General features: G+C 43.3%; 20 protein-coding genes. All 20 read right to left on the bottom strand.

What is annotated here, in order from left to right:
• Window position 1: 1 nt before the first annotated feature.
• The 20 genes from LSG34_RS09265 to LSG34_RS09170 all read right to left on the bottom strand — a co-directional run bounded on the left by LSG34_RS09265 (window position 2) and on the right by LSG34_RS09170 (window position 23,060).
• A complete protein-coding gene (locus LSG34_RS09265) occupies window positions 2-1,855 on the bottom strand; it encodes a hypothetical protein (protein WP_233008738.1) in 1,854 nt (617 codons plus the stop codon).
• Complete coding sequence (locus LSG34_RS09260; protein ID WP_233008736.1) at window positions 1,839-3,158, bottom strand: glycosyltransferase family 2 protein; 1,320 nt, start codon at window positions 3,156-3,158, stop codon at window positions 1,839-1,841. Before LSG34_RS09260 ends, LSG34_RS09265 begins: the two co-directional genes overlap by 17 nt.
• A gap of 68 nt (window positions 3,159-3,226) precedes the next feature.
• Window positions 3,227-6,040, bottom strand: coding sequence for a motility associated factor glycosyltransferase family protein (locus LSG34_RS09255; protein ID WP_233008734.1), 2,814 nt, complete (start codon window positions 6,038-6,040; stop codon window positions 3,227-3,229).
• Between the two features lie 17 nt (window positions 6,041-6,057).
• Complete coding sequence (locus LSG34_RS09250) at window positions 6,058-6,357, bottom strand: hypothetical protein (protein WP_233008733.1); 300 nt, start codon at window positions 6,355-6,357, stop codon at window positions 6,058-6,060.
• Window positions 6,357-6,797, bottom strand: coding sequence for a flagellar export chaperone FliS (gene fliS, locus LSG34_RS09245; RefSeq protein WP_233008731.1), 441 nt, complete (start codon window positions 6,795-6,797; stop codon window positions 6,357-6,359). Before fliS ends, LSG34_RS09250 begins: the two co-directional genes overlap by 1 nt.
• A 12-nt stretch (window positions 6,798-6,809) precedes the next feature.
• On the bottom strand, window positions 6,810-8,270 hold the full coding sequence (gene fliD, locus LSG34_RS09240) for a flagellar filament capping protein FliD (RefSeq protein WP_233008722.1): 1,461 nt from the start codon (window positions 8,268-8,270) through the stop codon (window positions 6,810-6,812).
• A 14-nt stretch (window positions 8,271-8,284) separates the two neighbouring features.
• Window positions 8,285-8,689: a flagellar protein FlaG gene (locus LSG34_RS09235; protein ID WP_233008720.1), complete on the bottom strand. Its 405-nt coding sequence runs from the start codon at window positions 8,687-8,689 to the stop codon at window positions 8,285-8,287.
• An 86-nt stretch (window positions 8,690-8,775) separates the two neighbouring features.
• Window positions 8,776-9,603, bottom strand: a complete 828-nt coding sequence (locus tag LSG34_RS09230) for a flagellin N-terminal helical domain-containing protein (protein WP_233008719.1) — start codon at window positions 9,601-9,603, stop codon at window positions 8,776-8,778.
• Window positions 9,604-9,932: 329 nt separating this feature from the next.
• Window positions 9,933-10,760, bottom strand: coding sequence for a flagellin N-terminal helical domain-containing protein (locus LSG34_RS09225; protein WP_233008717.1), 828 nt, complete (start codon window positions 10,758-10,760; stop codon window positions 9,933-9,935).
• Between the two features lie 238 nt (window positions 10,761-10,998).
• The gene (locus LSG34_RS09220) at window positions 10,999-11,829 is read right to left on the bottom strand and encodes a flagellin N-terminal helical domain-containing protein (RefSeq protein ID WP_233008715.1); all 831 of its coding nucleotides are present in this window, start codon (window positions 11,827-11,829) and stop codon (window positions 10,999-11,001) included.
• Window positions 11,830-12,078: 249 nt separating this feature from the next.
• On the bottom strand, window positions 12,079-12,909 hold the full coding sequence (locus LSG34_RS09215; RefSeq protein ID WP_233008713.1) for a flagellin N-terminal helical domain-containing protein: 831 nt from the start codon (window positions 12,907-12,909) through the stop codon (window positions 12,079-12,081).
• Between the two features lie 317 nt (window positions 12,910-13,226).
• Window positions 13,227-14,774 (bottom strand): glycosyltransferase family protein, encoded by a 1,548-nt coding sequence (locus tag LSG34_RS09210; RefSeq protein ID WP_233008712.1) that lies wholly within the window; start codon window positions 14,772-14,774, stop codon window positions 13,227-13,229.
• 30 nt (window positions 14,775-14,804) lie between these two features.
• The gene (flgL, locus tag LSG34_RS09205) at window positions 14,805-16,034 is read right to left on the bottom strand and encodes a flagellar hook-associated protein FlgL (RefSeq protein ID WP_233008710.1); all 1,230 of its coding nucleotides are present in this window, start codon (window positions 16,032-16,034) and stop codon (window positions 14,805-14,807) included.
• A complete protein-coding gene (gene flgK, locus LSG34_RS09200; protein ID WP_233008700.1) occupies window positions 16,034-18,061 on the bottom strand; it encodes a flagellar hook-associated protein FlgK in 2,028 nt (675 codons plus the stop codon). Before flgK ends, flgL begins: the two co-directional genes overlap by 1 nt.
• Before the next feature lie 69 nt (window positions 18,062-18,130).
• Window positions 18,131-19,138 (bottom strand): flagellar assembly peptidoglycan hydrolase FlgJ, encoded by a 1,008-nt coding sequence (gene flgJ, locus LSG34_RS09195; protein ID WP_233008699.1) that lies wholly within the window; start codon window positions 19,136-19,138, stop codon window positions 18,131-18,133.
• A complete protein-coding gene (locus tag LSG34_RS09190; RefSeq protein WP_233008697.1) occupies window positions 19,139-20,236 on the bottom strand; it encodes a flagellar basal body P-ring protein FlgI in 1,098 nt (365 codons plus the stop codon).
• A gap of 13 nt (window positions 20,237-20,249) precedes the next feature.
• Window positions 20,250-20,930 carry a flagellar basal body L-ring protein FlgH gene (gene flgH / locus LSG34_RS09185; protein WP_233008695.1) on the bottom strand — a complete coding sequence of 227 codons (681 nt, stop codon included), beginning with the start codon at window positions 20,928-20,930 and terminating at the stop codon, window positions 20,250-20,252.
• 10 nt (window positions 20,931-20,940) lie between these two features.
• Window positions 20,941-21,729 carry a flagellar basal-body rod protein FlgG gene (flgG, locus tag LSG34_RS09180; protein WP_233008693.1) on the bottom strand — a complete coding sequence of 263 codons (789 nt, stop codon included), beginning with the start codon at window positions 21,727-21,729 and terminating at the stop codon, window positions 20,941-20,943.
• A gap of 22 nt (window positions 21,730-21,751) precedes the next feature.
• Window positions 21,752-22,495, bottom strand: a complete 744-nt coding sequence (locus tag LSG34_RS09175; protein ID WP_233008691.1) for a flagellar basal body rod protein FlgF — start codon at window positions 22,493-22,495, stop codon at window positions 21,752-21,754.
• 160 nt (window positions 22,496-22,655) lie between these two features.
• On the bottom strand, window positions 22,656-23,060 hold the full coding sequence (locus LSG34_RS09170; protein WP_233008689.1) for a hypothetical protein: 405 nt from the start codon (window positions 23,058-23,060) through the stop codon (window positions 22,656-22,658).
• Between the last annotated feature and the right edge of the window lie 16 nt (window positions 23,061-23,076).

Genomic DNA, 23,076 nt, shown 5'->3' with positions numbered 1-23,076 from the left:
TCTAATGCAACACGTAAATTGAATTTTCTACGCCGAGCTGCCGCCTGAGGTAGTAGTCGATCTCTTCGGCATAAGCTCTTGAGCAAATGAGAATTGGCACACTGTATGTTACCAATTTTTCAGGTGGTTCAATTTCATATTCAAAAATTTTGCTGCCATGAGTTTTTGAACTGGAGTCAACAATACAAAGTACGCAAAATCGTTCCATAAAAGATAGATTTGTGAGCAATGTCTTGGTTAATTCGCCGGCACCATAAATCAGCACAGGTCCGTCATTTAATTGTTTTGACAAATCTCTTTGAGCGATGAAAAGTGGAACAGTCATAGGCCTGCCTGATGTGTGATCAACTCCAATCAACTGCAGCAAATAGTGTAAAATTGAATCGTCGGAGGGATATTCAGCAATCCTATTGACTAAATAGGAACGACAATCTGTCGGCAGACTAAAAAACCACCTCTCCAGTTTTTTCACAAAGCTCTTATCCAAAGCTTTTGTGCTCGCATTCGATAGCAAATGGAATGCTTGTTCCCAATACATCTCACTCAGCTGTCTATTAGAATAAATTGGAGTTCGCCCTAATGATTCTAATGCAGCCAGTAAGAACTCAGGGCGATGTGGAAATATTTTCAATGCACGTAATGCAGTTTTATGAAAAGGCAGCACACCAGCCATGTGATATTGAATAACCGCGGCAGTATCGACATGAGATTGATTATATAATTCAAAGTACTGCCACTGTGGGTGTCTTTTATTGTCCAGAATATAATGTAACTGAGACACCAAGTATTCCACGGAACAGCCTGAGTTAAATATTTTGTTATTCACAGTTACTGGTGTTTTTTCTGCTAATAAAGATGACAACGCAGGTATTAGTTGCTCGATGGACTGTATCTTTATCTTTGCTGTGTCAGATTGAGAACAAGGATCAAAAACTAGCATAGGTCTCTTGCTCGCTTGTACAAACAAATGTTCTGAATAATCTCTGTGGCATAACATTACAGCCCCCTCCGCATAATCAGATATGTAAGAAGGGGAACAGCTATATCTGAAATTGGGAAAACAACCAAACTGCCTGACCAATTGTTGAATAAGTGGGTGTTCCAGATCTTCGGGAAATGGTCTAAAAATAACGCTTCGCTGTGGAAAACTCTTTAACAATAACTCTAAAACAGGAGCTATGTAACTCACTACTGACGGGTTTTCAATTTTTAGATTAGACAGGTGGTAAATAATAGCATCCGGCTCCGGGTGTTCCTGACAGACCTGAAAAAAGCGGTCATATTTGGGCATACCAAAAGGAATAGCGCAACAGAAAGGCATAGAATGGCAGCTTAGATCAGAGGTAACTAAACCAATAAAAGCATCATCAAAGACTGGAGCATATGAGACTGGACATAGAATGTAATCGAACTCCATTAAACCACCGTAATGCACTAATGTCTTTTTTAAAGAAATATCAGTACCATGAGGACTTCCTATTTTTATAACATCCTTTGGATAAGTCTCATCATTCGCAAAATTTGTCTCCTGCAAAAAAACTATATGCAACCAAGACAAACTGACAAAGTCTTCAGTAGAGAGATAAAGAAGTGGGAGATTGAGATCCTTCAGCAGTTGTTGCTGCCTTAAAGAAAACACATCGCTGGTATTAATCAGTCCGATGCAGGCGAGATGAGAATACCCGGAAAACTGTTCAAGCTGATCTGTCATTTGGCTCAATACTGCGCTAGGAAGCAAACGAAAACCAAGCTTTGTTTTACCTTCATTAAGCAACAACCATTCAGACAAACATACAGCTGTATCACTAATATCTGTGCCGGTAGTGACTGACAATTGTTCAGGAGTTACCATCATATCCCTGAGCCATTTTTTCAGCTGAGCCTTCTAGCAGCCTTATACTGGCTAGATTGTAGTGATAAAAGTACTGAACGGCTTCTGGAATTCCCTCTCCTCTTTGCAATACGTTTTTTCTCGGAGGTGCGGTTTTATCTAACCAGTGATAACGGGCCAAGGTCCTTGGAGTCATATCCGCAGGCATGCTTTGGAGTTTATCTAATCCTGAATGATAGATTTCATAGGGGCAAGGTTCTGCATTTTTTAGCATTTCAAGATTTCTATCGATCATTAATTGCTCACGTGCAGAAAATCCATACTTGTGCGCCATCAATATTTTTTCTAATTGGCTCTTATCAAAATGGCCGAAGTCTTTAACCTCATAAAAATCTGCCAGCATCCAGCTCAAGAGATTAACTTTATCAATTTCAGTTGTCACTAAATGACCATATCTGGCTTTGATTTTTATTCTGTCATAGTCATAAGCAATAAAACTATTATGTCCAACCCAACATCCTTCGAACAAAGTGTGCCTGGAAAATATGTCTGCATCCTCACCATAACTTGCGAAATAATTCTCCATCTGGGCCAAAGAAATCTTTGTGGCATCTCCGTTAGATATATTATCAGCAAAAACGACCATCATCAGGCTCTGGCCAACATCAATAGCACTTGAAGACTCGTTCAGAATAGCAGCCATAGAACTAAAATCAGGAATATAGGGAGAAAATACCCTACCAAAATGTGAACGTACTCTATCTAAAACTTCGTTACGCACACAGCCTGAATATATTTTCCCATAACTATTTTTATGTCTAAGTGGCCGATAAAAAGACGGGGTAGCAAAACTAAAACGTCGCTTTAACTCCAACATCGGGTCATAAAAGCTCGATGCTACAGGTTTCATCAAAGGATGATAATGGCCATTATCAAAATCATCTCCTACAACTTCATAACGCTCAAACTGCCAGGTCAGTAAATCAGGTTCATTCTTAGCAATGACCTTTGCTAAGACCGACAATGCGTCAGGTCGAAACATAAACTTTTCACTAACAATAGTGATGTATGTCCCTGTAGCAAAAGATAAGGCAAATTCCCAATGATCCGACATATTCATGTCGTGAGGTGGGCGAACATATCTGAATCGTCGGTCAACGGCATAAGCTGAAAATTCATTCTCACACAGTTCGGTGCTACCATTGTCCGATAGAATAACTTCAAAGTTCTCAAAGTCTTGTTGCGCGATACAAGCAAGACAATGTTGCACCAATAAGGCTCTGTTTCGGGTTGGAAGAACCAACGAGAACAATGGTTTTTTATCCATAAATTATCCGTAACCTGCTGTTTTGATTTTACTCATAATCAAAAAATACGACTTTGCGCACTGTATGCTTAAGAAAACAAATAACTTACGCTAATTCCATCGCATTTAGTCGGATTATCCAAATACTCTTGCTCACCAAGTTTCAAATATTCACGCCAGATCAGCATAACCTGATTAAAAGTAGTAATGAATTCATCACCATCGTCTCTGATATTGGCAGCAATTTTTGTCAAAATCCCTGAGATATAATTGGAGCTACCATGAAATAGACAGAACGTAATGTTTTTATCGTCTACAGCAGTTTTTCTCATCAATAACCATTGATTTTTTATCAGCTCTTTTGCCTGTTCTGCAGTTTCAACGTCATCTTTAATCAGGGCCTGCCATTCTTCCATTGTGTCCTTAAATTTATCTACGGAGAACTGTTGATAAATTTTATCTGCATACTCACACAATGCTGGGTAATACACTTGATTAATAAAGTTCTGTAACGTCAACTCTTTATCCTGATCGAATGTAGCTAACAGAATATTTTCAGGTTTTAACGATACAGTTCCTTTAATTTTCACGCCGTCACTGCAATTATATACTTCAAGCTTACGCCCTGCTTTTTGTATCGCCTGCTCTAACAATTTTCTTGACACATCAAATTCAGCTTTGGTGTATACAAGGGTTCGGAAATTACCGGGTGCTGGCACTCCGCCTCCATGTTTCCATTGATAGTTATATACCTCTGAACCATCAGGCTTGAAATATGCAGAGTGAGCTGAGTGGTGTTTGGTAATATCAATAAAGCCTAAATCGACGCCAAACAAATATATCTGTGTAGCTCCAAGCTTTATAATGTAATTCATCACTAAATTGGTTACGGTGGGATAAGCATAAGCTAAAGATGCAATCTGAAATCCTTGTTTTTTGAGCCCGTTATGAAATACATAAGTAGATGCTTCACCATCCTTAAAACATAGCAAGGTCTGTTTAAACAATGATGCTGTATCAGGATGTATTCCATTCACACTTAATAGACGAATGTTTTTCAGATACTCTTTATCTTCAATTTGAGTTATCCAATCGTAAGTAGCTCTGTTTTGCTCTATCTCAGCATGAAAATCAGGCTGAATACCATTTTTATACAAAGAGAGCAACGCTGTACCACAACTAACGACTATCACCTGTTCTCTATATTCTTTAATGTAGTCAAAGCAGCCATCAAGACTAGGACCATTACCTACAACAAATACAGGCATACTCTGAGCGTTATGATGCTTTTGTTCCCCTAAATTTTGTCGCAAAAATAATTGCCCTTGTTTCACACTCTCATAAGTATGAGCAATACCATATCTGGCATGGTCATAGTATTCGCCTAATGCAAGAACTACTTTTAATTCGGCACGCAAGTCAGCAATAGCCTTTTGCATTCCGACATTAAAATAAGTACTCAGCATATAAGTATCAGCGATAGAATAGGCTCCCACCTGATAAAACTGAGCCATAAGATCATAAAAATAATGGCTACCATCGCCGCCTAAATTGAGATAAATTCGCCCTTCTTTTTCATCTGCGGCATGAAAAATACCTGCCCAGTCTGTAACCCACAGACTCGCATAGAAAAAATCTAAATTGGGTTCACAAACAAATAAGTTTTTGATGTTATGCCGCAGAGATAATAATTCGAGATGTTTTCCTAATCCGATACCAAAAATAATTAATGACTGAACATCAGACGGAAGTTTGCTATTGTCGTGTAGTGTTTTACTAATGAGGGGTTGGAGCCTCTCAACCATTTTAAAATGAAGAAATTCTTTAAGTTTACGTCCTGTACGCTGATTAAGCACCACATCATCCTTAAACGGATGATTGACAAAATACTCCACCAACTCTGCCGACTCAGCTTCAAGATCCTGATGAAACAACGCATTACGTTTCTGATGATACAGATTAGGATTGCCTTGCGGGTCTGACACCAGCTGCCAGGCCCGGGTTTTATGCTCCTGCATGGCTTTATGCACTTTAGGATAAAACTTCTGCAACGCTTCCATATTAGCGTTATACAAAGCATGTGCCTGCTCTGTTTTATAGTCCTGGGGTTTATAATGGCCTAATAAATTACCGGCACGCTCTGATACATAATCCGCATAATCTTTGTATTCGGTAAATTGATGACCAGTGTTAGTTAATGCATCTTTATCACCTGAATGTTGCAGCAGGTAACGGATGACATCATCCATCATTGGATGAAATTGATGACGATAAACAAAGATTTTGTCGAGTGTTTGATCAAACTCCAGTAACTCAGCTAATTCAGCAGGTACAGCAGTGGCATCTGAGCCTATTTGCAAAAAGATATGAGTGCCCATGCTGGTGGCGGTGTCCAGCAGTTGTTGCCAGTTATTGGCCTGGGCCGAACACAGCAAGATGTCTACGTTAGGTTCATACACCACCAGATAGCGGATATGGCTGTTCATCACCAATTCGTTCAGGTGATAACCTAATCCCAAACCAAATACCAGCAATACGTCTACCTTCGCAGGCAATGCCTGATGACGCCAGGTTAAATCGTCTTTTTGGCCTTGTAAATTGAAGTAGGCAGCATGCGAATAGTAGTCCTGCACTTCAGCCATGACTTCCAGTTTTGCCGTACTTTGGTAAAACACCCTGCCTGTTGCAAAATCGACGATATTCAGCTCTGCATCTTTAGTACAAAACAACGAATACTGCTGGACTTCATGGTCATTAATGATGCCGACTAAACTGGGGATATGTTGCCGAAAGGCGTCAATATTCTGGCGTATGTTACGACCGATAGTGACCGAGACTTGTTTTTCCAGAGCTTCTTGCTGGTCGTTATTATCGAGGATTTGGTAGTTAATATATTTCAGCATAAAGGCCTGGCACCTGCTTAATTGTTGTCTCCGTAGCTTTGATGCGCCTTTTTACCTTTGCGTAATTGCAACATCCTGGCAGCTACAGTACTTCTCTCAGAAGTGACTTGTTCAGTGATAAGACTAACCCACTGCAAGTTATCTGCCAATATACTTTGTAAATCAGGTGTTTGTTGAGGGTTCTCACAGAGTTGACGTAAGAGTTGATCGAACTCCTGCCAATAGGTGGAAAAGTTTTCAGTAGAGTATTCTTCTTGCGCCAGCAATTCTGTTAGTTGCTGGCGCTTGTCCTTTAGTTGGCTAACAACATGGGTCATTAAGCAGATGCCAATGCTGACTGGCTTTGACGCTCTGCCAGCATCTGGAAGCCTTTTTGCCGTTCTTCCATCGGAATTGCATCCCAGCCGGATTTAATTTTGATCATAATTTCAATCACATCCTCTACTTTCGCAGGACTGCTTTCACGACTGGCCTGCATCAAATGATTGACCATAAAATCATATAAAGACCACAAATTCTGCGACACCTCACCACCAACATCCATATCAAGGGAATGTTGTAAGGCGGAAATAATGCTCATAGCTTTTGAAACAGTACGGGATTTTTCGGCAAAATCTTTACGTTCCATGGCACCTTTGGCTTTTGCCATATTTTCCAGTGATCCCTGCATCAGTAGCTGAATAATTCGATGCGGGTCCGCTACTGCTAAATCATCTTTGATACCTACAGATTTGTAGGCCTTAATACCGTAACTCATGGCAAGCTCCTGTTAACTACCGAATCTAGGCAAATTTGCCAATTGTTGCACCAGATAGCTGGAGGTACTTTGTAATTGGCCTAAAGTAGAATCCAAAGCCCCATACCTCTGACGTAACGTTTCTTCGTAGCTCACTATATATCGTTCAAAAGCTTCACGATCTTTAGTATTTTTTTTAAGTTGGTCTTTCAGTGATGTTTCTTTGTTCACTAATAAACCATCGCGGTCTGTAAATTGGGAAATTACCTTATCCAGTGACTTGGTAATACCTCCAGAGGCACCAAATAAATCCGCAATTTTATCGTAGTTATTTTCCAGCGCATCATCAAAACGTTCGCGCCCAGAGTCTGCGCCGTATAAGCGGGTGCTGGAGATTTCCATTTTACCCTGGTCATTAAAAGTAATACCTAAGGCATATAAGTTATTCAGTTCGGCGCCACCAGATGAAAACGCACTACCCAAAGTTTTAGTCACCTGGCTCATAATGCTTCGAACCATAGGGTCACTACTTAAAGCTCCACCTTCGGCTACCACAGTTTTGCCATCATCACCTATAGTACGGTTTTTGGTTAAAGTATTTACTTCAGTCAACAAGCTATTGTAGGCATCCATAAAAGCTTTGATTTTCTCTTCAGCTGCCTTTTTATCTGTCTCAATAGTGAGGGTAGCATTATTACCATCAGGAGTGACGGCTGAAACCGTCAGTTCAGTATCCTGTATAGCGTTGGTAAAGGTATTGTTTTCACTTTTAACACTGATGCCATCCACTTCAATTTCAGCGTCACCAGCAGCAATATCAACTCCAATGCCGCCACTGCCATCAATTGTAGAGCCATTAGCCCTGGTTGAAAGAGAGTCTAAAGCGGCATTATCATTGGTAATACGTAGGTCATTGTTCATGCCCGTAATCGAAGAGGTCAATACCAGCTTGGTGCCTGTCGTTGAACCAGCGTTGATAATATTCGCGCTGACGCCAAAGTTGCCTTCCGCATTGTTCACAGCTTTACGAAACTGATCCAACGTCATACCAGCGGTCACGTTTACATCAAAACTTTTTCCATCAGCCTCGAAAGTCAATTTACCAGCTGTAGCACTGACTACATCACTGGCACTGCCATAAGCAAGGTCTGCACTTTCAAGACGACTGCCTGTCGCCAGAGATTTCACTTTAACATCAAAATTACCAGGTGCAGCAGTACTGCTGGATTTAGCTTCCAGGTAGGTTTTAGTATCTGTAGGTTGTTTAATACTGGTAGTACGGGCCCTGAGTTTATCGTCACCCAAAGCCGTAAGAGTATCTTTAAATTTAGTTAAGGCTGATTTTAATTTGCCAAAACCAGAAAGAGATGAATCCAGCTCTTTTTTAGTGCTGTCCAAACGGCTGACTTTAGTGTTCCGCTCCACTGTAACTAACTGTGTAACCAGACTTTCAAGATCAAGCCCTGATGCTGCACCTAACGACCGGATCGCCATGATTCACCCTCTCTTTATATCGTTTTATCAAACATCAAACCTGTCGCTGAACCCAGATCTTCCTGTAATCTTTTGATTGCTTTAGCCATAGTCAGTACTTCTTCAGACGGTATCTGCCGAATTACTTCTTTGGTTTCAAAATCAATCACTTTTACTATAGGTTTACCCGACTCTTCATCGACTGAAAAATTTAAAGTACGTCCCTGAGAATTAACAAACTGGTTGATATTCTCAACAGCTTCACCTAATTCGTCCGTAGTCACAGCTTGTTCTGCTTGCACAGTCTCAGCCTTTTCTTTGGATTCTGGTGCAGCGGTCTCTGAAATACCTTGCATTTTGTTCAGCTCAACTGCGACATTAGCAGCAGCTTTGGGGGCTGTTGGCTGATAACCAAAATTACCCGTAATTACTGAACTCATATACGCCTACCTCTGTATCGGCAAAACTGGCGAAGACTTTAATAACAGGTCTTCGCCGCTCTTACTCTTTACCTAAAAGGTCACTATTAACCTAATAAGGATAGTGCAGTTTGAGGTCTGGTGTTAGCCTGTGACAGGATAGTAGTACTGGCCTGTTGCAATATCTGTGCCCTGGTCAATTCAGCGGTTTCTTTCGCAAAATCTGTATCACGGATCTGGCTGCGGGCAGCTGATACGTTTTCAACGATATTGCTTAAATTACGGATTGTAGATTGGAAGCGGTTTTGTAACGCACCCAAATCTGCACGAGCTGAGTCGATCGTTTTGATTGCACTGTCGATACTTGCTAAAGCAGCTGATGCACCACCAACACTCGATACAGACAGAGTAGACAAGCCTAAACCTGAAGTACCGTAACCACCACCTGTACGTGACAGGTTGATGCTGATAGTTTGTCCAGCGTTAGCACCCACCAGGAATTTAGCTGAGAAGTTACCTTTCAGTAAGTCGATGTTACCAAACTGGGTGTTCTGAGCAATACGGCTGATTTCAGTTTTTAAGGCTGAAACTTCTTTCTGCAATGCAATACGGTCAGCTGAACCATTGATACCGTTTTGAGATTGTACCGCTAATACACGGATACGTTGTAATGAAGTTGTAATTTCATCCATTGCACCTTCAGCAACCTGAGCCACTGAAATACCGTCGTTTGCGTTACTGATAGCTTGGTTCAAACCATTGATTTGGCTGGTTAAACGGTTGCTGATTTGCAAACCTGCCGCATCATCAGCCGCGCTGTTGATACGAAAACCAGAAGATAAGCGTTTGAATGACGTATCTAATGCACTGCCTGATGTTAATAACTGACGTTGTGCGTTTAACGCGGATACGTTGGTGTTTACTGCTAAAGCCATAAGTCACTCCTTAAAGCTGCGACGGGTCTGCAAACCCTGGCACAACCTTTATTGTTAAGCGGAACCCCGCAATTCTCGCCAAACTGCAATTTGGCTTAACTAGCTATCGGCAAGCAACTTCAGGACTTTAGTAAAAAAAGGCAATTTTTTTCCATCAAGCGGCAAATTTTTTCTCTTTTATTTATTTTTCAACAAGTTACACGTGAAAATATTTTTAAAATAATTACAAATTTATTGGTTTATTCGCCTGAAGCATATCAACAACGAAAAAAAACGGCCCCTCGTGGGGGCCGTTTTTTTTGACTATCTCATTACTACCGGGTTTTAAATTAACCTAACAGTGACAAGGCAGCCTGTGGACGCTGATTCGCCTGAGACAGGATAGTAGTACTGGCCTGTTGCAGGATCTGCGAACGAGTCAACTCTGCGGTTTCTTTAGCAAAATCAGTATCTCTGATCCGGCTGCGCGCTGCTGAAACGTTTTCCACTATGTTACTCAGGTTACGAATTGTTGATTGGAACCGGTTTTGTAAAGCACCCAGATCCGCTCTTGTGCTATCGATAGTTTTGATTGCACTATCGATACTGGCTAATGCTGCTGACGCACCACCAACACTGGATATCGACAAAGTACTGATACCCAGACCTGAAGCACCGAAACCGCCACCAGTACGTGATAAGTTCACGCTGATATTTTGTCCGGCATTGGCTCCAACCAGGAACTTGGCGGAGAACTTACCATCCAGCAGCTTAATGCCACCGAACTGAGTTGTTGTTGCAATACGGCTGATTTCCGTTTTCAGCGCTGATACTTCTTTTTGTAATGCAACACGGTCTGCCGAACTGTTGATACCATTTTGCGACTGTACTGCCAGTACCCGGATACGCTGTAGAGAGTTGGTAATCTCATCCATCGCACCTTCAGCCGTCTGTGACAGTGAAATACCGTCATTGGCGTTACTGATTGCCTGGTTCAGACCATTGATCTGACTCGACAAACGGTTACTGATCTGTAAACCCGCCGCATCATCAGCTGCGCTGTTGATACGAAAACCTGATGATAAACGTTTAAATGACGTATCCAATGAATTGCCAGATGTAATTAACTGACGTTGTGCATTGATCGCTGATACGTTTGTATTGACATATAATGACATAGTGTCATCCTCCGGTTAGTAAATAAGTAGCCATAAAGCCTTTCCTTTTTTCCTTTGGCAGGAGCTCCTCGCTTATAGGTGCGTCAGAGCAGTGCCATAAAGTTGGTCGTACGGTTCAGACGCCCAATGCCTTCCTGAACCAGTGCTGTTCGTTTTGTACCCGCCGTGTTTGATGCTTTGTCGCTTCAACCAGCTTGGGTAGACTCAGTCGCTGAACTTAGAAGTTCTGTCTAATCTGTTAACCCTGTAACAGTGACAACGCTGACTGTGGTCTTTGATTCGCCTGCGATAAGATGGTGGTACTAGCCTGTTGCAGTATCTGCGCTCTGGTCAGTTCAGCCGTTTCTTTCGCGAAATCTGTATCTTTAATCCGACTGCGTGCAGCAGATATGTTTTCCACAATGTTCGACAAGTTGCGTATCGTGGACTGGAAGCGGTTTTGAATCGCACCCAGGTCGGCTCGCTTAGAGTCGATTACGTTGATCGCACTGTCGATTTGTGCAAGAGCTCTGGATGCGCCGGCTAAGCTACTGATACTTAAGCCTGCTATACCTAATCCAGATGCACCATATCCACCACCAGTCCTGGAGATATTCACACTGATGGTCTGGCCTGCATTGGCCCCCACCAGGAAAGTCGATGAATATTTCCCATCAAGCAATTTCACACCACCAAACTGGGTGGTTGTAGCGATACGACTGATTTCAGTCTTTAACGCCGATACTTCTTTTTGCAGCGCCACGCGATCCGCCGAACTGTTGATACCGTTCTGCGATTGCACTGACAAAACCCTGATGCGCTGCAACGCATTGGTAATCTCATCCATGGCCCCTTCTGCCACCTGGGATAAAGAAATGCCGTCATTGGCGTTTCTGATCGCCTGATCCAGGCCCTGTATCTGGGCGGTCAGGCGGTTGCTGATCTGCAAACCAGCCGCGTCATCTGCTGCGCTATTGATGCGAAAGCCAGACGAAAGACGCTGAAATGATGTATCAAGGGTTTTACCCGAGTTTATAAGTTGCCTCTGCGCGTTCAGCGCCGAAACATTGGTATTTACAAATAACGCCATAACCTTTCTCCTGAGCGTTTATTGAATGAAAAGTGGATACGTCATTTTATATTTAATCTAATCCACTCAAATACTGTATCGGCTAACAATATTGTTTCTTTAGTTATTTAATAAACTATTTAAAAATAAACATTCCACTATTAGATACAAATAAAAAAGGCCATACGGTAAAGCCGTATGGCCAAAGAGCATAAAGCTCAGGAGTCGTACTAAAGATCGATTCAATATATAGTAGTTATTGTTGAATAATTAACCTTGTAATAAAGACAGTGCTGCCTGCGGTCTTTGATTCGCCTGGGACAGAATGGTAGTACTGGCCTGTTGCAAAATCTGCGCACGAGTTAAGTCAGCTGTCTCTTTTGCGAAGTCTGTATCTTTGATACGGCTTCGTGCTGACGAAATATTTTCGACAATGTTCGATAAGTTACGGATTGTTGACTGGAAGCGGTTTTGAATCGCACCTAAGTCTGCCCGCTTGGAGTCAATCACATTAATAGCACTGTCTATGCTTGCCAATGCCCGGGAAGCGCCAGCTAAACTGCTGATACTTAAGCCTGCAATACCCAAACCTGAGGAACCAAAACCACCACCAGCTCGCGATATATTGACGCTGATCGTCTGGCCCGCATTTGCACCAACCAGGAAGGTTGATGAATACTTACCATCCAGTAACTTCACGCCACCGAACTGAGTTGTTGCTGCAATCCGGCTGATTTCCGCCTTTAATGCTGATACTTCTTTTTGTAGTGCAATACGGTCACTGGAACTGTTGATACCATTTTGTGATTGCACTGCAAGTACACGAATTCGTTGTAAGGCGTTGGTGATTTCATCCATCGCGCCTTCAGCAACCTGAGACAATGAAATGCCGTCGTTCGCATTTCTTATTGCTTGATCCAAACCATTAATCTGGCTTGTTAAACGGTTACTGATTTGTAAGCCTGCAGCATCATCTGCAGCACTATTGATACGGAAACCTGAAGATAAACGTTGAAACGCTGTATCTAATGATTTGCCTGAATTGATTAGTTGCCTTTGGGCATTTAACGCCGAAACGTTAGTATTAACAAATAAAGCCATGGTATATCTCCTGAGTTTTTTTATGTTTGCAGAGTAATTATTTTGTTGTTCCCTGCTTAATTACTGTATCGACGTCAGGAGGTTTTTCTTGAGGAATTTATTTAATTTTATTGAATAAATTTAGAGGGTTACATTATTTTATTGTGGGTATTTTTGCAGCTAACTATAGTATCGGCAGTCAACTTCAGAACTTTAGTTCAAATGTTGGTTTTATGGTCAAATAGACAAAAAATGCGAGGAATATCGGAGTTTAAGTGAAAGTGTGATTGAAGTTTCAAGGTCGGAACTTCACCTGCTGGCTTGCTCAGACCTTGAGTTTAATGCTGGAGTTGATAGATGTAACTGTCGTAATCGAGCAGCAATTGCTGAACTATGGCAGAGGAGTCTGTGGCTTTAGCTGCAGCGTCCAGACAAGTCTGGGTGTAGAAAGCGGCAAATTCTTCATCCGTCAGGTAGCGCTGAATAAACTCCAGCCGCTCTTTATCAGACGAAAACACAAAATCGTCACCTATATACTGATACACATCGCCATAAGCTTCGGTCAGTACCGGTATTCCAAGACTTAACGCTTCAATAGCAGATGTGCCACCACCCTGGCGTTTTGGATTAAGCATAAAGTGGCAATTGGCGATAAGATCTATGGCATTACTGACCCTGCCACTGAAATAACTGCAGGACTGTAACTCAGCAGGAAATCCCTCCACTGCATCAGGCCCAATAATCACAAAAGCAGATTGCGGCAGCTGCTTTTTAATCATTAGCAAAGTTTCAATAAAGTCTGAACGCATTTCTTGTTCAAGCCGGTAACCGACAATAGCAAACTTAAGTACTTTGTCTGTCACCTTGCTATTTTTTACAGAGTCAAACTTACGCAACCGGAAAGGCAACCTACTGGTTAATACCGGATGAGTGATAGCTAGAGATTCGACTCGTTTTTGATCTTTTTCAGTCAAGTCACGATGTAATACTGGCACAGCATACAAAGGAGTCACTAATGAGGTGACACAAGGCACATTCAACACAGGCCGGCTTTGTGCGATAAATTCCAGTACAGGATTTAAACCACCTACGCCAATAATAAAACGGGGGTTGATTTGGTTAATCAGGTTGACTAAATCGGTCAGATGTTCGGTGTCATCTATTGGAGTCAGCTGCATAAAATCAAATAACTGATCCCAACATTTCACAACAGACCCGCCTGCATGGGATTGGTGTTGACCTGTATCTAAATCAAATAGCATCTCGCCCTGAAAATACTCATTGCGAACTGTGCCAAAAAACACTGGTGCAGGCATCGGATACACATAATGGCCAGATTTGGCTACGCTGGTACAACAAATCACCACAGGATGTTTTCCCATAGCTTTTAACGCACTGGCGTAATTTAAAATAGTCAGGGTAGGCCCGTGCTGAGCTGTCACAAACTGGTTGGTCAGTAATAGCACTATCTCTTCATTGCCATTACCTATTAAAGGGCTTACATAACAATACTCTGCACTTTGCTGACAAAATTTCTCAATCATCAACCGATACAAAATCGCGTTATCAAACGCCAGAGACTGCCCCACAAAATTGGCTCGCATCATTTGGCTGTATAGCAGATTCTGTTGTAAAAAAGGCAAAGTGCTGAAGAGGCTAGTCAACTTTTGGGTATCGACACTTTGATCACCCAGCAGCAATAATTGCAATTTGCGCCATAAGATTAAAGGTACGGAGTCAGGCGCAAAGGCTCGCAGAAGACTGAGCTTAGAATCAGGTTCCAGAGGTAAAAAGTTAACTGTGTCCCAGTGATGAAACTCATTCACTGGCCAGTCATTTGATTGTGAATAGAGTTGGTCAAAACGAGCGAGTTCTTCCATAAACATAAAGGGCTTCCTGCCGGAGACATTTAATTATTAATTGATATAGTCAAATAAACTTAAGCCAGTGACCCGGTTAAAAGTAGCTTGCACTGCTTGTAATGCGGTTTCCTGTTTCACCAGCTCAGTAATACCTGTGCTGTAATCCAGTTCCACCACATCAGCTTTATGAGATTTAGTAGCGATCAGAACATCTTCGTTACTGCCAAAAATGCTTTCAATCACATTCAAACGTCCACCTATAGAAGACATAGCTGAGTCGACTTTTGCCGAAGCATTATCAATTTCAACCGTCGCGTCCAGGATTCGCTCATTAAGCGCATCGCCACTATCGCCCGCTTCAATGCCGTTAATCAAATCAGTTAAAGAATTCAGAATATTGGTTTTTTCTGGGGGCTGCAGACTAAAGTCCACAGTGCCGCCTGGTGCCGCACCTGTTACATCAATAGCCAGACCATTGTAATTAATAGACTCCCCCGGTGTATAAGTACCAGTGACCGCAGGAACCTGAGGGGCGCCATTGCGCTGAATTTCATAGTTAGATGGCGCAGAAAAAACCACAGAAAAGTCATTATTCCCAGCCGTCAGCCCGTCATAATTTTGTTTGTAGAAATTATCAAAAACACTTTGATTCGCCACTGTCACTTTCGCTGCAGTCACAGGAGCGCCAAGGGTAGGATCTGTTGTCTGGAACCTTTTGTCGACACTGTCAAAAATACTACGGCCGCTGTCATTGGCTGCTATCGAGATAGACAAAGACAACTGAATAGATTTTTGACCTTCATCACCATTAAATTCATATTTACCAGTGGCGCTGTTCAGGCTATAAGGCTGCGTTTGATCCTGAAAACCAGAAAACAAATAACCGCCCAGTTCGTCGCGGCGATTCATTAAATCAAACAGTTCATCACGAATATTGCCTAACTGCTCGCCAATAGCTTTACGATCATTTTCGTCGTAAGTACCGTTACCAAGAGATAAGGTCAGTACGCGGGCTCTGTCCATCGCATTACGTATGCTGTCATGCACAGTTTCCTGTAACTCCAGACTGTTACGAGCCGCAGTGTTGTTGCTCTGATACTGGTTCGTTTGCTGAATATTAGATTCAAGGCCTATAGCCCGGGCCGCACCTGAAGGATCATCAGCTGCAGTTAAAATTTTAGTCTGATTATTCAGCATTAAACTGGCGGTCTGTAGCTTGTCCTGAGTACTTAAAATTGAATCCAGACTCTGGCTGTACTTCATATTAAAAGTGGTACGCATCATTACCTCGCAGCCTGCAACAGGGTGTCGAAAATTGTTTGTGACGTTGACAGAATTTTAGCCGCTGCCGCATAAGTTTGTTGAAACCTGACCAAATCAGCCGCTTCTTCGTCCAGACTGACACCGGATAATGACTCATGCCATGCCGAAGTTTGTTCTAACAAAGATTTAGACGATGCCGCGGCTACACGGGCCCGACTGGTTTGAGTGCCCACAGTCCCTACTAACTCCGAGTACGCCTGATTAAAAGTCTGGTATTTATCTGCATTGACTGTGGTCGCAGCATTAATACGGACCATATCAGCATTCTGTAAATTCCCCAGCATCAGACCGTTTCTGTTATCTTCGAAACCACCGGTGTTGTAACTGATACTGAATGTATCGCCCACTTTCGGCACACCTTTAACAGAAAAATCAAAGCCCGCATTGGCAAAGTTGGTGGAACCGCCTAATAAGTTTTGATAATCAGTACCAGCGAAGGTGATGGTTTCACTGACAACAGGAGCGCCGGAGTCTTCAATCAGAAACTCATTATTACCTAAATAAGTGATAGAAATTGGGCCATCTGTAAAGTTGGCCGGCTGTGACAGTCTGTTACCTGCCTGCCCTACACTGCTTATCGTCAGTTTATCTATTTCTGCATTGCCAATATTAGTCAGCGTTTTTTCACCTTTGAGCGGTGATGCCAGAGCTATAGCTTCAGGACGACTGGTTGCAAGGCTGATATTCTGAGCAGCAATACTTAAAGGTTTTAAATCAAACTTATCTCCGGCGGCAAAAGCTGGCGCGCCATTGGTTAAGGTTATATTTAAGCCAAAAAAATCGTTGGTATCATCTGAGGTGACAGTCACAGGAAAGGTAACACCAGCACGGCTGATAGCAGTGCCTGGGATCACATTCCCTGAAGCGTCTAAAGCTTCAACAGTAAAGGCATCGGCAGCGGTAAAGGTAATGCGTACATCGTTAGCCGGAATATTTTTGCCTTGTCCGGGCACTACAGAGGCAGTAATTGCCCCACTGCCGGTGTTGCTGCTAAAAGGCAAAGCGTTAAAACCTGGTAACCTAAACAGATCGCCACCTAAGTTACCATCAGCATCCATACCTAAACGGTTTTGAGTGTTCATGGCATCAGTAAAAGCTAAAGCCAATTGCCCTAACTCTCTTTGTGCCGGGTCCAGCACTTTCGTACGGAACTCAAGCGAAGCACCTATTTTCCCGCCCAAATCAGTTTCTGAGATGTTAATCACAACATTCTGATTGGTACCAGCCTTAAGCTGCAATGTTTTACGGTTTGGATCCGGCTCGCCCGCCACGCTGAACAAATTAAACTTGCCGTTTTCAAGTACCAAAGACTGGCCACTGCCCAGAAAAACTTGTTTATCACCGTTTTCTGCATCCAATACATTGATATCTACCAGGGCTGACAATTCTTTAATGGCCTGATCTCTTTTGTCGAGCAAGTCCAGCGGAGGTGGCTTAGCCGGATTATTACCGTAAGCAAGAATCTCCTGGTTTAACCGTGCTATCACTCCGATTTGCTCATTAGCATCTGCTGCATCCGTTTCCAGTTGCTGACTTAAATACTTATTCTGCGCTGTCATCTGAGTAGATAATGTATTGAATTTATTCAATAAAGTTTGAGCTCCGCCCATAACCAACTGGCGTGAGGCAGCATTTGTCGGGTCGTTAATAGCAGTTTGCAACTGACTGAAAAAAGAAGACATACCTGTGGAGATACTGTTCGACTGATCAGACATTAAGGTATCAACACGGCTCGCTTCAGATAAATACTGGTTGGCATAACTGACAGAGGAAACATCACGCCATAACTGCTTCTGAGCAAACTCGTTCACTAAACGTTCTGTAGTGCCCCGACCTACACCAAGCCCTAAGATATTGGATTCGAACTCTGTACGCTGTCTGGTATAGCCCGGAGTATTCAGGTTGGCAATATTATTACTTGTGGTCGAAAGCAAAGCAGTACTTGCCAGTATGGCTGAGGTTCCAATCCGAAGTAAATTATCCGACATCTAAATCTCCAGTGATGCTTAGCGCATCTTAGCTTCGTTAGTCGGCAGCGCCGGCTAAATCTTTAATCTTTATTCTTTATTGCTAAGCAGGTTTCGTGCCTGTTTGAAGGTCTCGCTGTTAAATACCGATAAAATCTTCTGAGCGTAGTTTGGATCTGTGGCATAACCTGCAGCCTGAAGCTGTTGAAAATAAGCTTTAGGGTTGTCAGCCATAGCCACAGCCTGCTGATAACGAGGGTTAGATTTAATAAAGTCGACATAGTCACCCAAACTTTGCTCGGGCGACTCATAAGCACGGAATTTAGCTTTTTCTTTTTGCGCTACACCCTGGCGATATTCCAGCGTATCAACCACTGCCACATCCCCTTGCCAGCTGTTATGCGCTTTAATACCAAAAAAGTTAAAGCTGTTATTGCCTTCAGCCGTTTTAAAAGTACGTTGCCCCCAGCCTGTTTCTAGCGCAGCCTGAGCTAATAAGGCTAAAGGCTCTAACCCCAGTTTTTGCGCAGCTTGTTTAGCTGCAGGCATTAGTTTTTGAATAAACTCGCCGGGGCTCTCAAAAGTCCAGTCTTCGTTCTCCGGATCCGGTTCAGAAGCCAAAGTTTCAGTAATCACCTGTGGTGCAGTTGTCACTATAGGCTGTGCAACTTCAGCTGATTTTTTAACTGGAGCTACAGCAGGAACCAAGGAGTCTGCACTGGCTTTTTTATCTGGCACAGGTGCAGCTTCTGTGGGCACTTTCAGCATAGAAGCCGGTGTGGTTTTACCTTTGGTGGGCCGCAATTGTTGCACCAGCAAATCAGCTAAACCTAAACTGCCTTTCTCTGACAATTCAGTCGATAGCTGTTTGTCGTACATATCCTGATAAAACTTGGTCGCATTACTGTTGAGAACACCGTCATCTTCGAATACTTCATTGGCTTTGCGCATGCTGCTAAGTAACATGCCCATAAAAATAGATTCGAATTGTTTAGCCGCCTGTTTCAGCGCCGCATCATCATCACCACCTGAGCTATGCTTTAGCTGCGCCAGACCGGTTAAATCATGATAATTGACTTTGTTCTCAACTTTACTCATTTAGATCACCACAAGCTCACCATGAATGGCGCCGGCTTCTTTTAAGGCTTCTAAAATGGCCATCAAATCACCTGGCGCTGCGCCAACTGCATTGATGGTGCTGACTAAATCATCCAGCGTTGTGCCCGGGTCAAATTTAAACATACGTGATTGATCAGGCCGCACATCGATAATACTGTTTTGCTCTACCGCCGTCTCACCACCAGCTAAAACATTGGGCTGCACTACGGTTGGGTTTTCTGCGATAGTCACGGTCAAACCACCATGAGTCACAGCAGCCGGGAACAGCCGGACATCCTTACCTATCACTATGGTACCGGTTCTGGAGTTAATAATAATTTTAGCCGATTGACTGGCTGGCTCCAGCGTTAAATTTTCCAACGTAGATAAATAAGACACACGCTGATCCATATCCCGCGGCGCTCTGACCTGAACAGAAGACGCATCCAGTGACTGTGCTGTGCCGGGACCGATAAAGTTATTGATCGTCTCAGCCAATGTTTTGGCGGTGGTGAAATCTGAACTGTTTAAATTAAAGGTAATAAAATCGCCGTCAGCAAAAGGCGATGGAACTTCACGTTCAACCGTAGCTCCATTAGGAATACGGCCTACAGTAGGCGTATTCACCAGAATTTTTGAGCCGTCAGCTCCTTCCGCGCCTAAACCACTAACAATCAGCGAACCTTGAGCTACCGCATAGACGTTGCCATCCAGACCTTTGAGGAAGGTTTGCAATAAAGTGCCACCACGTAATCCTTTAGCACTGCCCATAGACGAAACTGTAATATCAATAGTCTGACCAGGTTTACTGAACGCAGGTAACTCAGCATGCACTGCCACAGCAGCCACGTTTTTAATCTGTGATTTCATACCAGGCGGCATATTAATGCCGAAGTTGCTCAGCATGGTTCTGAAGCTCTGTTCAGTAAATGGGCTTTGTTCGCCTGTACCAGGCAACCCCACCACCAAACCGTAGCCAACCAATTGGTTACTCCGAACCCCTTGCACACTGGTTAAATCTTTAATACGGGCAGCTGCAGCCGGGAAACACAAAGCTGTGGACAGCGCGACTACAAAAAGGCTTTGGATAAGTTTCATCATTTCACCTGCATTAAAACGGCCACAACACGCCATTAAAGAATCGGGTTAACCAGCCTGGCCCCTGACCGCCATGAGTAGCACCAGTGCCACTGTATTCAATACGGGCATTAGCAATTTTGGTCGACTCCACTGTATTTCTCGAATCAATATCCTCGGCTCGGATCACCCCTGTTAAACGGATAAACTCTTTACCCGTATTCAGCGTTAACCATTTCTCGCCGCGGATCACCAGATTACCGTTCGACATCACGCGCAATACGTTGACAGAAATATCACCTGTTAAACTGTTGCTTTGATCTGCTTTAGAATCACCTTTAAAGTCTGAAGTTGAGTTGGCACCAAATTGCAGCGTATTGCCAAGTACACTGACGTCACGGCCACCTAAACCCACCATAGGATCAAAACTGGCTGAGCTGTCTTTACCAAATTCAGTTTTAGCTTTTTTGGTTGCCTGTGTATTTTCCTTCAGCACCACAGTAATAATGTCACCTGGACGGCGCGCTTTGTTATCAGAGTACAAACCATTAGACAAACCCTGCGCAAACAATGAGCCGTTATTAGATAGCGGAACTGCTTCTGGCTCAGGCGGCAAAGGCGCAAAGTTTGGATCATCCGGCATAGGCTCATTGAAGCCACCGGCGCAGCCCACACAAAGTTGCAGTGTCAGTACCAGCAGAATTAACTTGTTCATCCACTTACTCCTACAGCTGCTGAATAGCAGTACCCAGCATCTGATCAACAGTTGAGATGACTTTGGAATTCATTTCATACACACGCTGGCTTTCAATCAGACTGACCAGCTCTTCCGTCACATTGACGTTTGAAGTTTCCAAAGCGCCCTGAACTAAAATGCCACGCCCTTCAAGACCCGGAATACCTTGCACCGGATCACCGCTAGCCGCGGTTGCAGTAAATAAGTTCTGGCCAACAGGTTCTAAACCTGCCGGATTCACAAAGTTAGTTACTGTTAACTGTCCTACAACGGCCTGGTCTACCTGACCCGGTAACTTCACTGATACCTCACCGTCCTGAGAAATGGTTATGCTTTGCGCATCTTCAGGAATTACAATATTAGGCTGGACCTGATAGCCAGCACCTGAAGTCACCATATTGCCGTCGCTATCGGTGGTAAATTGACCGTTACGACTATATGAGGTAGAGCCATCCGGCATCAGCACTTCAAAAAAACCATGGCCCTGGATCATCACATCCAGACTGCCTTCTGTGGTGATCATATTGCCTTGGGTAAAGCTTTTCTGAGTCGCGACCACTTTGGTACCAGCACCTAACATCAAGCCATTCGGCAGCTCTGAGTTCTGTGAGGAACGACCGCCTGGCTGGTTGATGTTTTGATACAACAAATCTTCAAATATCGCGCGGCTTTTCTTAAAACCAATAGTGCTGGCGTTGGCCAGGTTATTTGAAATCACCGAAATATCACGCTGCTTCGCGTCCAAACCGGTTTTACTGATCCATAAAGCTGGATGCATGCTAACCTCCCAGGCTTAAGCCTTAGACTACTCTCATAATTTGGTTGTGTTGCCGATCAATATCTTCGGCGGTTTTCATCATTTTGACTTGTACTTCAAACTGACGTTGTAAACTGATCATCTGGGTCATTTCACCCACGGCATTGACATTACTACCTTCTACTGCACCGCTTAGCACTCTGACCGTTGCATCTAATTCTGCAACTTCGCCATCTTTGCGCCGGAACAAACCGTCAGTGCCTTTTTCAATATCCTGAAATTCAGGCTTGACCAGCTTCAGTCGGGCTACTTCCTGCATGACGTTGGCTGGCGCGCCCTGTGGCCTGATACTGATAGTACCGTCGTTGCCAATTTCCATTTTTGCTATAGGTAAAGGCAGCTGTATCGGACCATTTTCACCTATCACATCTAAACCTGATGCCGTTTGCAGAACTCCTGTCGGGCTGAGCTGCAAATTGCCCGCTCTGGTGTAAGCTTCGTTCCCTTCGGCGTCTTGTACTGACAACCAGCCTTTTCCTTGAACAGCGACGTCCAGTTCACGCTCAGTAATAATAAAAGAGCCATCGTCAAAATTTTGACCTGGTCGTTCTGTCAGTGAAAACACCCGGCTGGGTAAACCTTCACCAAAAGCCTGCATAGAACGAGCTTGCTCTAAATCAGCTTTAAAGCCCGTTGTAGTGCTGTTTGCAAGGTTATTCGCTTTGATACTGATGCCATTCATATTCTCTTTGGCACCGCTCATCGCGATATAAAGTAAATGGTCCATAGTCAGGCCTCCACTTGAGATAAGTTAAGTAAAGCAAGACTGATGCCAAGAAGGGAGCGCAGAGGGTTCAGAGGGTGAGAATCAAAATTATATATCTGTATTTACTGGAAAAATTAAGGCGGAGGCTATTTATAATCTGCGGCTGGTGGCGTGGCGTTAACTAGCGGGTTAATGATACAAACTTAAATCTATTGATCACGGAAAACCTGGTCGTCTCTTCGGTGAAATTATTATTACTCACTTCAATCTGTGCCTTAAACTTAATTGCGCCAGACAATGACTGCTGAAAACTATGGTTCTGACGTTCAGCACAATTATAGCTGCCCAGTAATACATCGGATGGAGCATATAACCGCAATACACAGTCAACCGACAAGGCTTTGACCGGATTAAACCCAACCATCACCAACTGCTCCAGATGTTCCGGCTTCTGTATATGTAAAGTACGAGTTTCAGACGTGCCGGCTTTAAGCACAAAGTCGGTCGTGACCAGCACTTCCTGCTCGGACGCCACACAAGAGAATGTGGTAAGTATATAAAATGCCAGAACAGTTCTGAACTTCACCATCACCTCCGTATTC

This window comes from Rheinheimera faecalis (genome assembly GCF_021290965.1).
Taxonomy (GTDB): Bacteria; Pseudomonadota; Gammaproteobacteria; order Enterobacterales; family Alteromonadaceae; genus Pararheinheimera; species Pararheinheimera faecalis.
This window is presented reverse-complemented; position numbering and strand designations above follow the sequence as displayed.

Bases quoted from the DNA above. Each gene is read 5' to 3' on its own strand.
- LSG34_RS09265 (WP_233008738.1), bottom strand. From the start codon at position 1,855: ATGATGGTAACTCCTGAACAATTGTCAGTCACTACCGGCACAGATATT.
- LSG34_RS09260 (WP_233008736.1), bottom strand. From the start codon at position 3,158: ATGGATAAAAAACCATTGTTCTCGTTGGTTCTTCCAACCCGAAACAGA.
- LSG34_RS09255 (WP_233008734.1), bottom strand. From the start codon at position 6,040: ATGCTGAAATATATTAACTACCAAATCCTCGATAATAACGACCAGCAA.
- LSG34_RS09250 (WP_233008733.1), bottom strand. From the start codon at position 6,357: ATGACCCATGTTGTTAGCCAACTAAAGGACAAGCGCCAGCAACTAACA.
- fliS (WP_233008731.1), bottom strand. From the start codon at position 6,797: ATGAGTTACGGTATTAAGGCCTACAAATCTGTAGGTATCAAAGATGAT.
- fliD (WP_233008722.1), bottom strand. From the start codon at position 8,270: ATGGCGATCCGGTCGTTAGGTGCAGCATCAGGGCTTGATCTTGAAAGT.
- LSG34_RS09235 (WP_233008720.1), bottom strand. From the start codon at position 8,689: ATGAGTTCAGTAATTACGGGTAATTTTGGTTATCAGCCAACAGCCCCC.
- LSG34_RS09230 (WP_233008719.1), bottom strand. From the start codon at position 9,603: ATGGCTTTAGCAGTAAACACCAACGTATCCGCGTTAAACGCACAACGT.
- LSG34_RS09225 (WP_233008717.1), bottom strand. From the start codon at position 10,760: ATGTCATTATATGTCAATACAAACGTATCAGCGATCAATGCACAACGT.
- LSG34_RS09220 (WP_233008715.1), bottom strand. From the start codon at position 11,829: ATGGCGTTATTTGTAAATACCAATGTTTCGGCGCTGAACGCGCAGAGG.
- LSG34_RS09215 (WP_233008713.1), bottom strand. From the start codon at position 12,909: ATGGCTTTATTTGTTAATACTAACGTTTCGGCGTTAAATGCCCAAAGG.
- LSG34_RS09210 (WP_233008712.1), bottom strand. From the start codon at position 14,774: ATGTTTATGGAAGAACTCGCTCGTTTTGACCAACTCTATTCACAATCA.
- flgL (WP_233008710.1), bottom strand. From the start codon at position 16,034: ATGATGCGTACCACTTTTAATATGAAGTACAGCCAGAGTCTGGATTCA.
- flgK (WP_233008700.1), bottom strand. From the start codon at position 18,061: ATGTCGGATAATTTACTTCGGATTGGAACCTCAGCCATACTGGCAAGT.
- flgJ (WP_233008699.1), bottom strand. From the start codon at position 19,138: ATGAGTAAAGTTGAGAACAAAGTCAATTATCATGATTTAACCGGTCTG.
- LSG34_RS09190 (WP_233008697.1), bottom strand. From the start codon at position 20,236: ATGAAACTTATCCAAAGCCTTTTTGTAGTCGCGCTGTCCACAGCTTTG.
- flgH (WP_233008695.1), bottom strand. From the start codon at position 20,930: ATGAACAAGTTAATTCTGCTGGTACTGACACTGCAACTTTGTGTGGGC.
- flgG (WP_233008693.1), bottom strand. From the start codon at position 21,729: ATGCATCCAGCTTTATGGATCAGTAAAACCGGTTTGGACGCGAAGCAG.
- LSG34_RS09175 (WP_233008691.1), bottom strand. From the start codon at position 22,495: ATGGACCATTTACTTTATATCGCGATGAGCGGTGCCAAAGAGAATATG.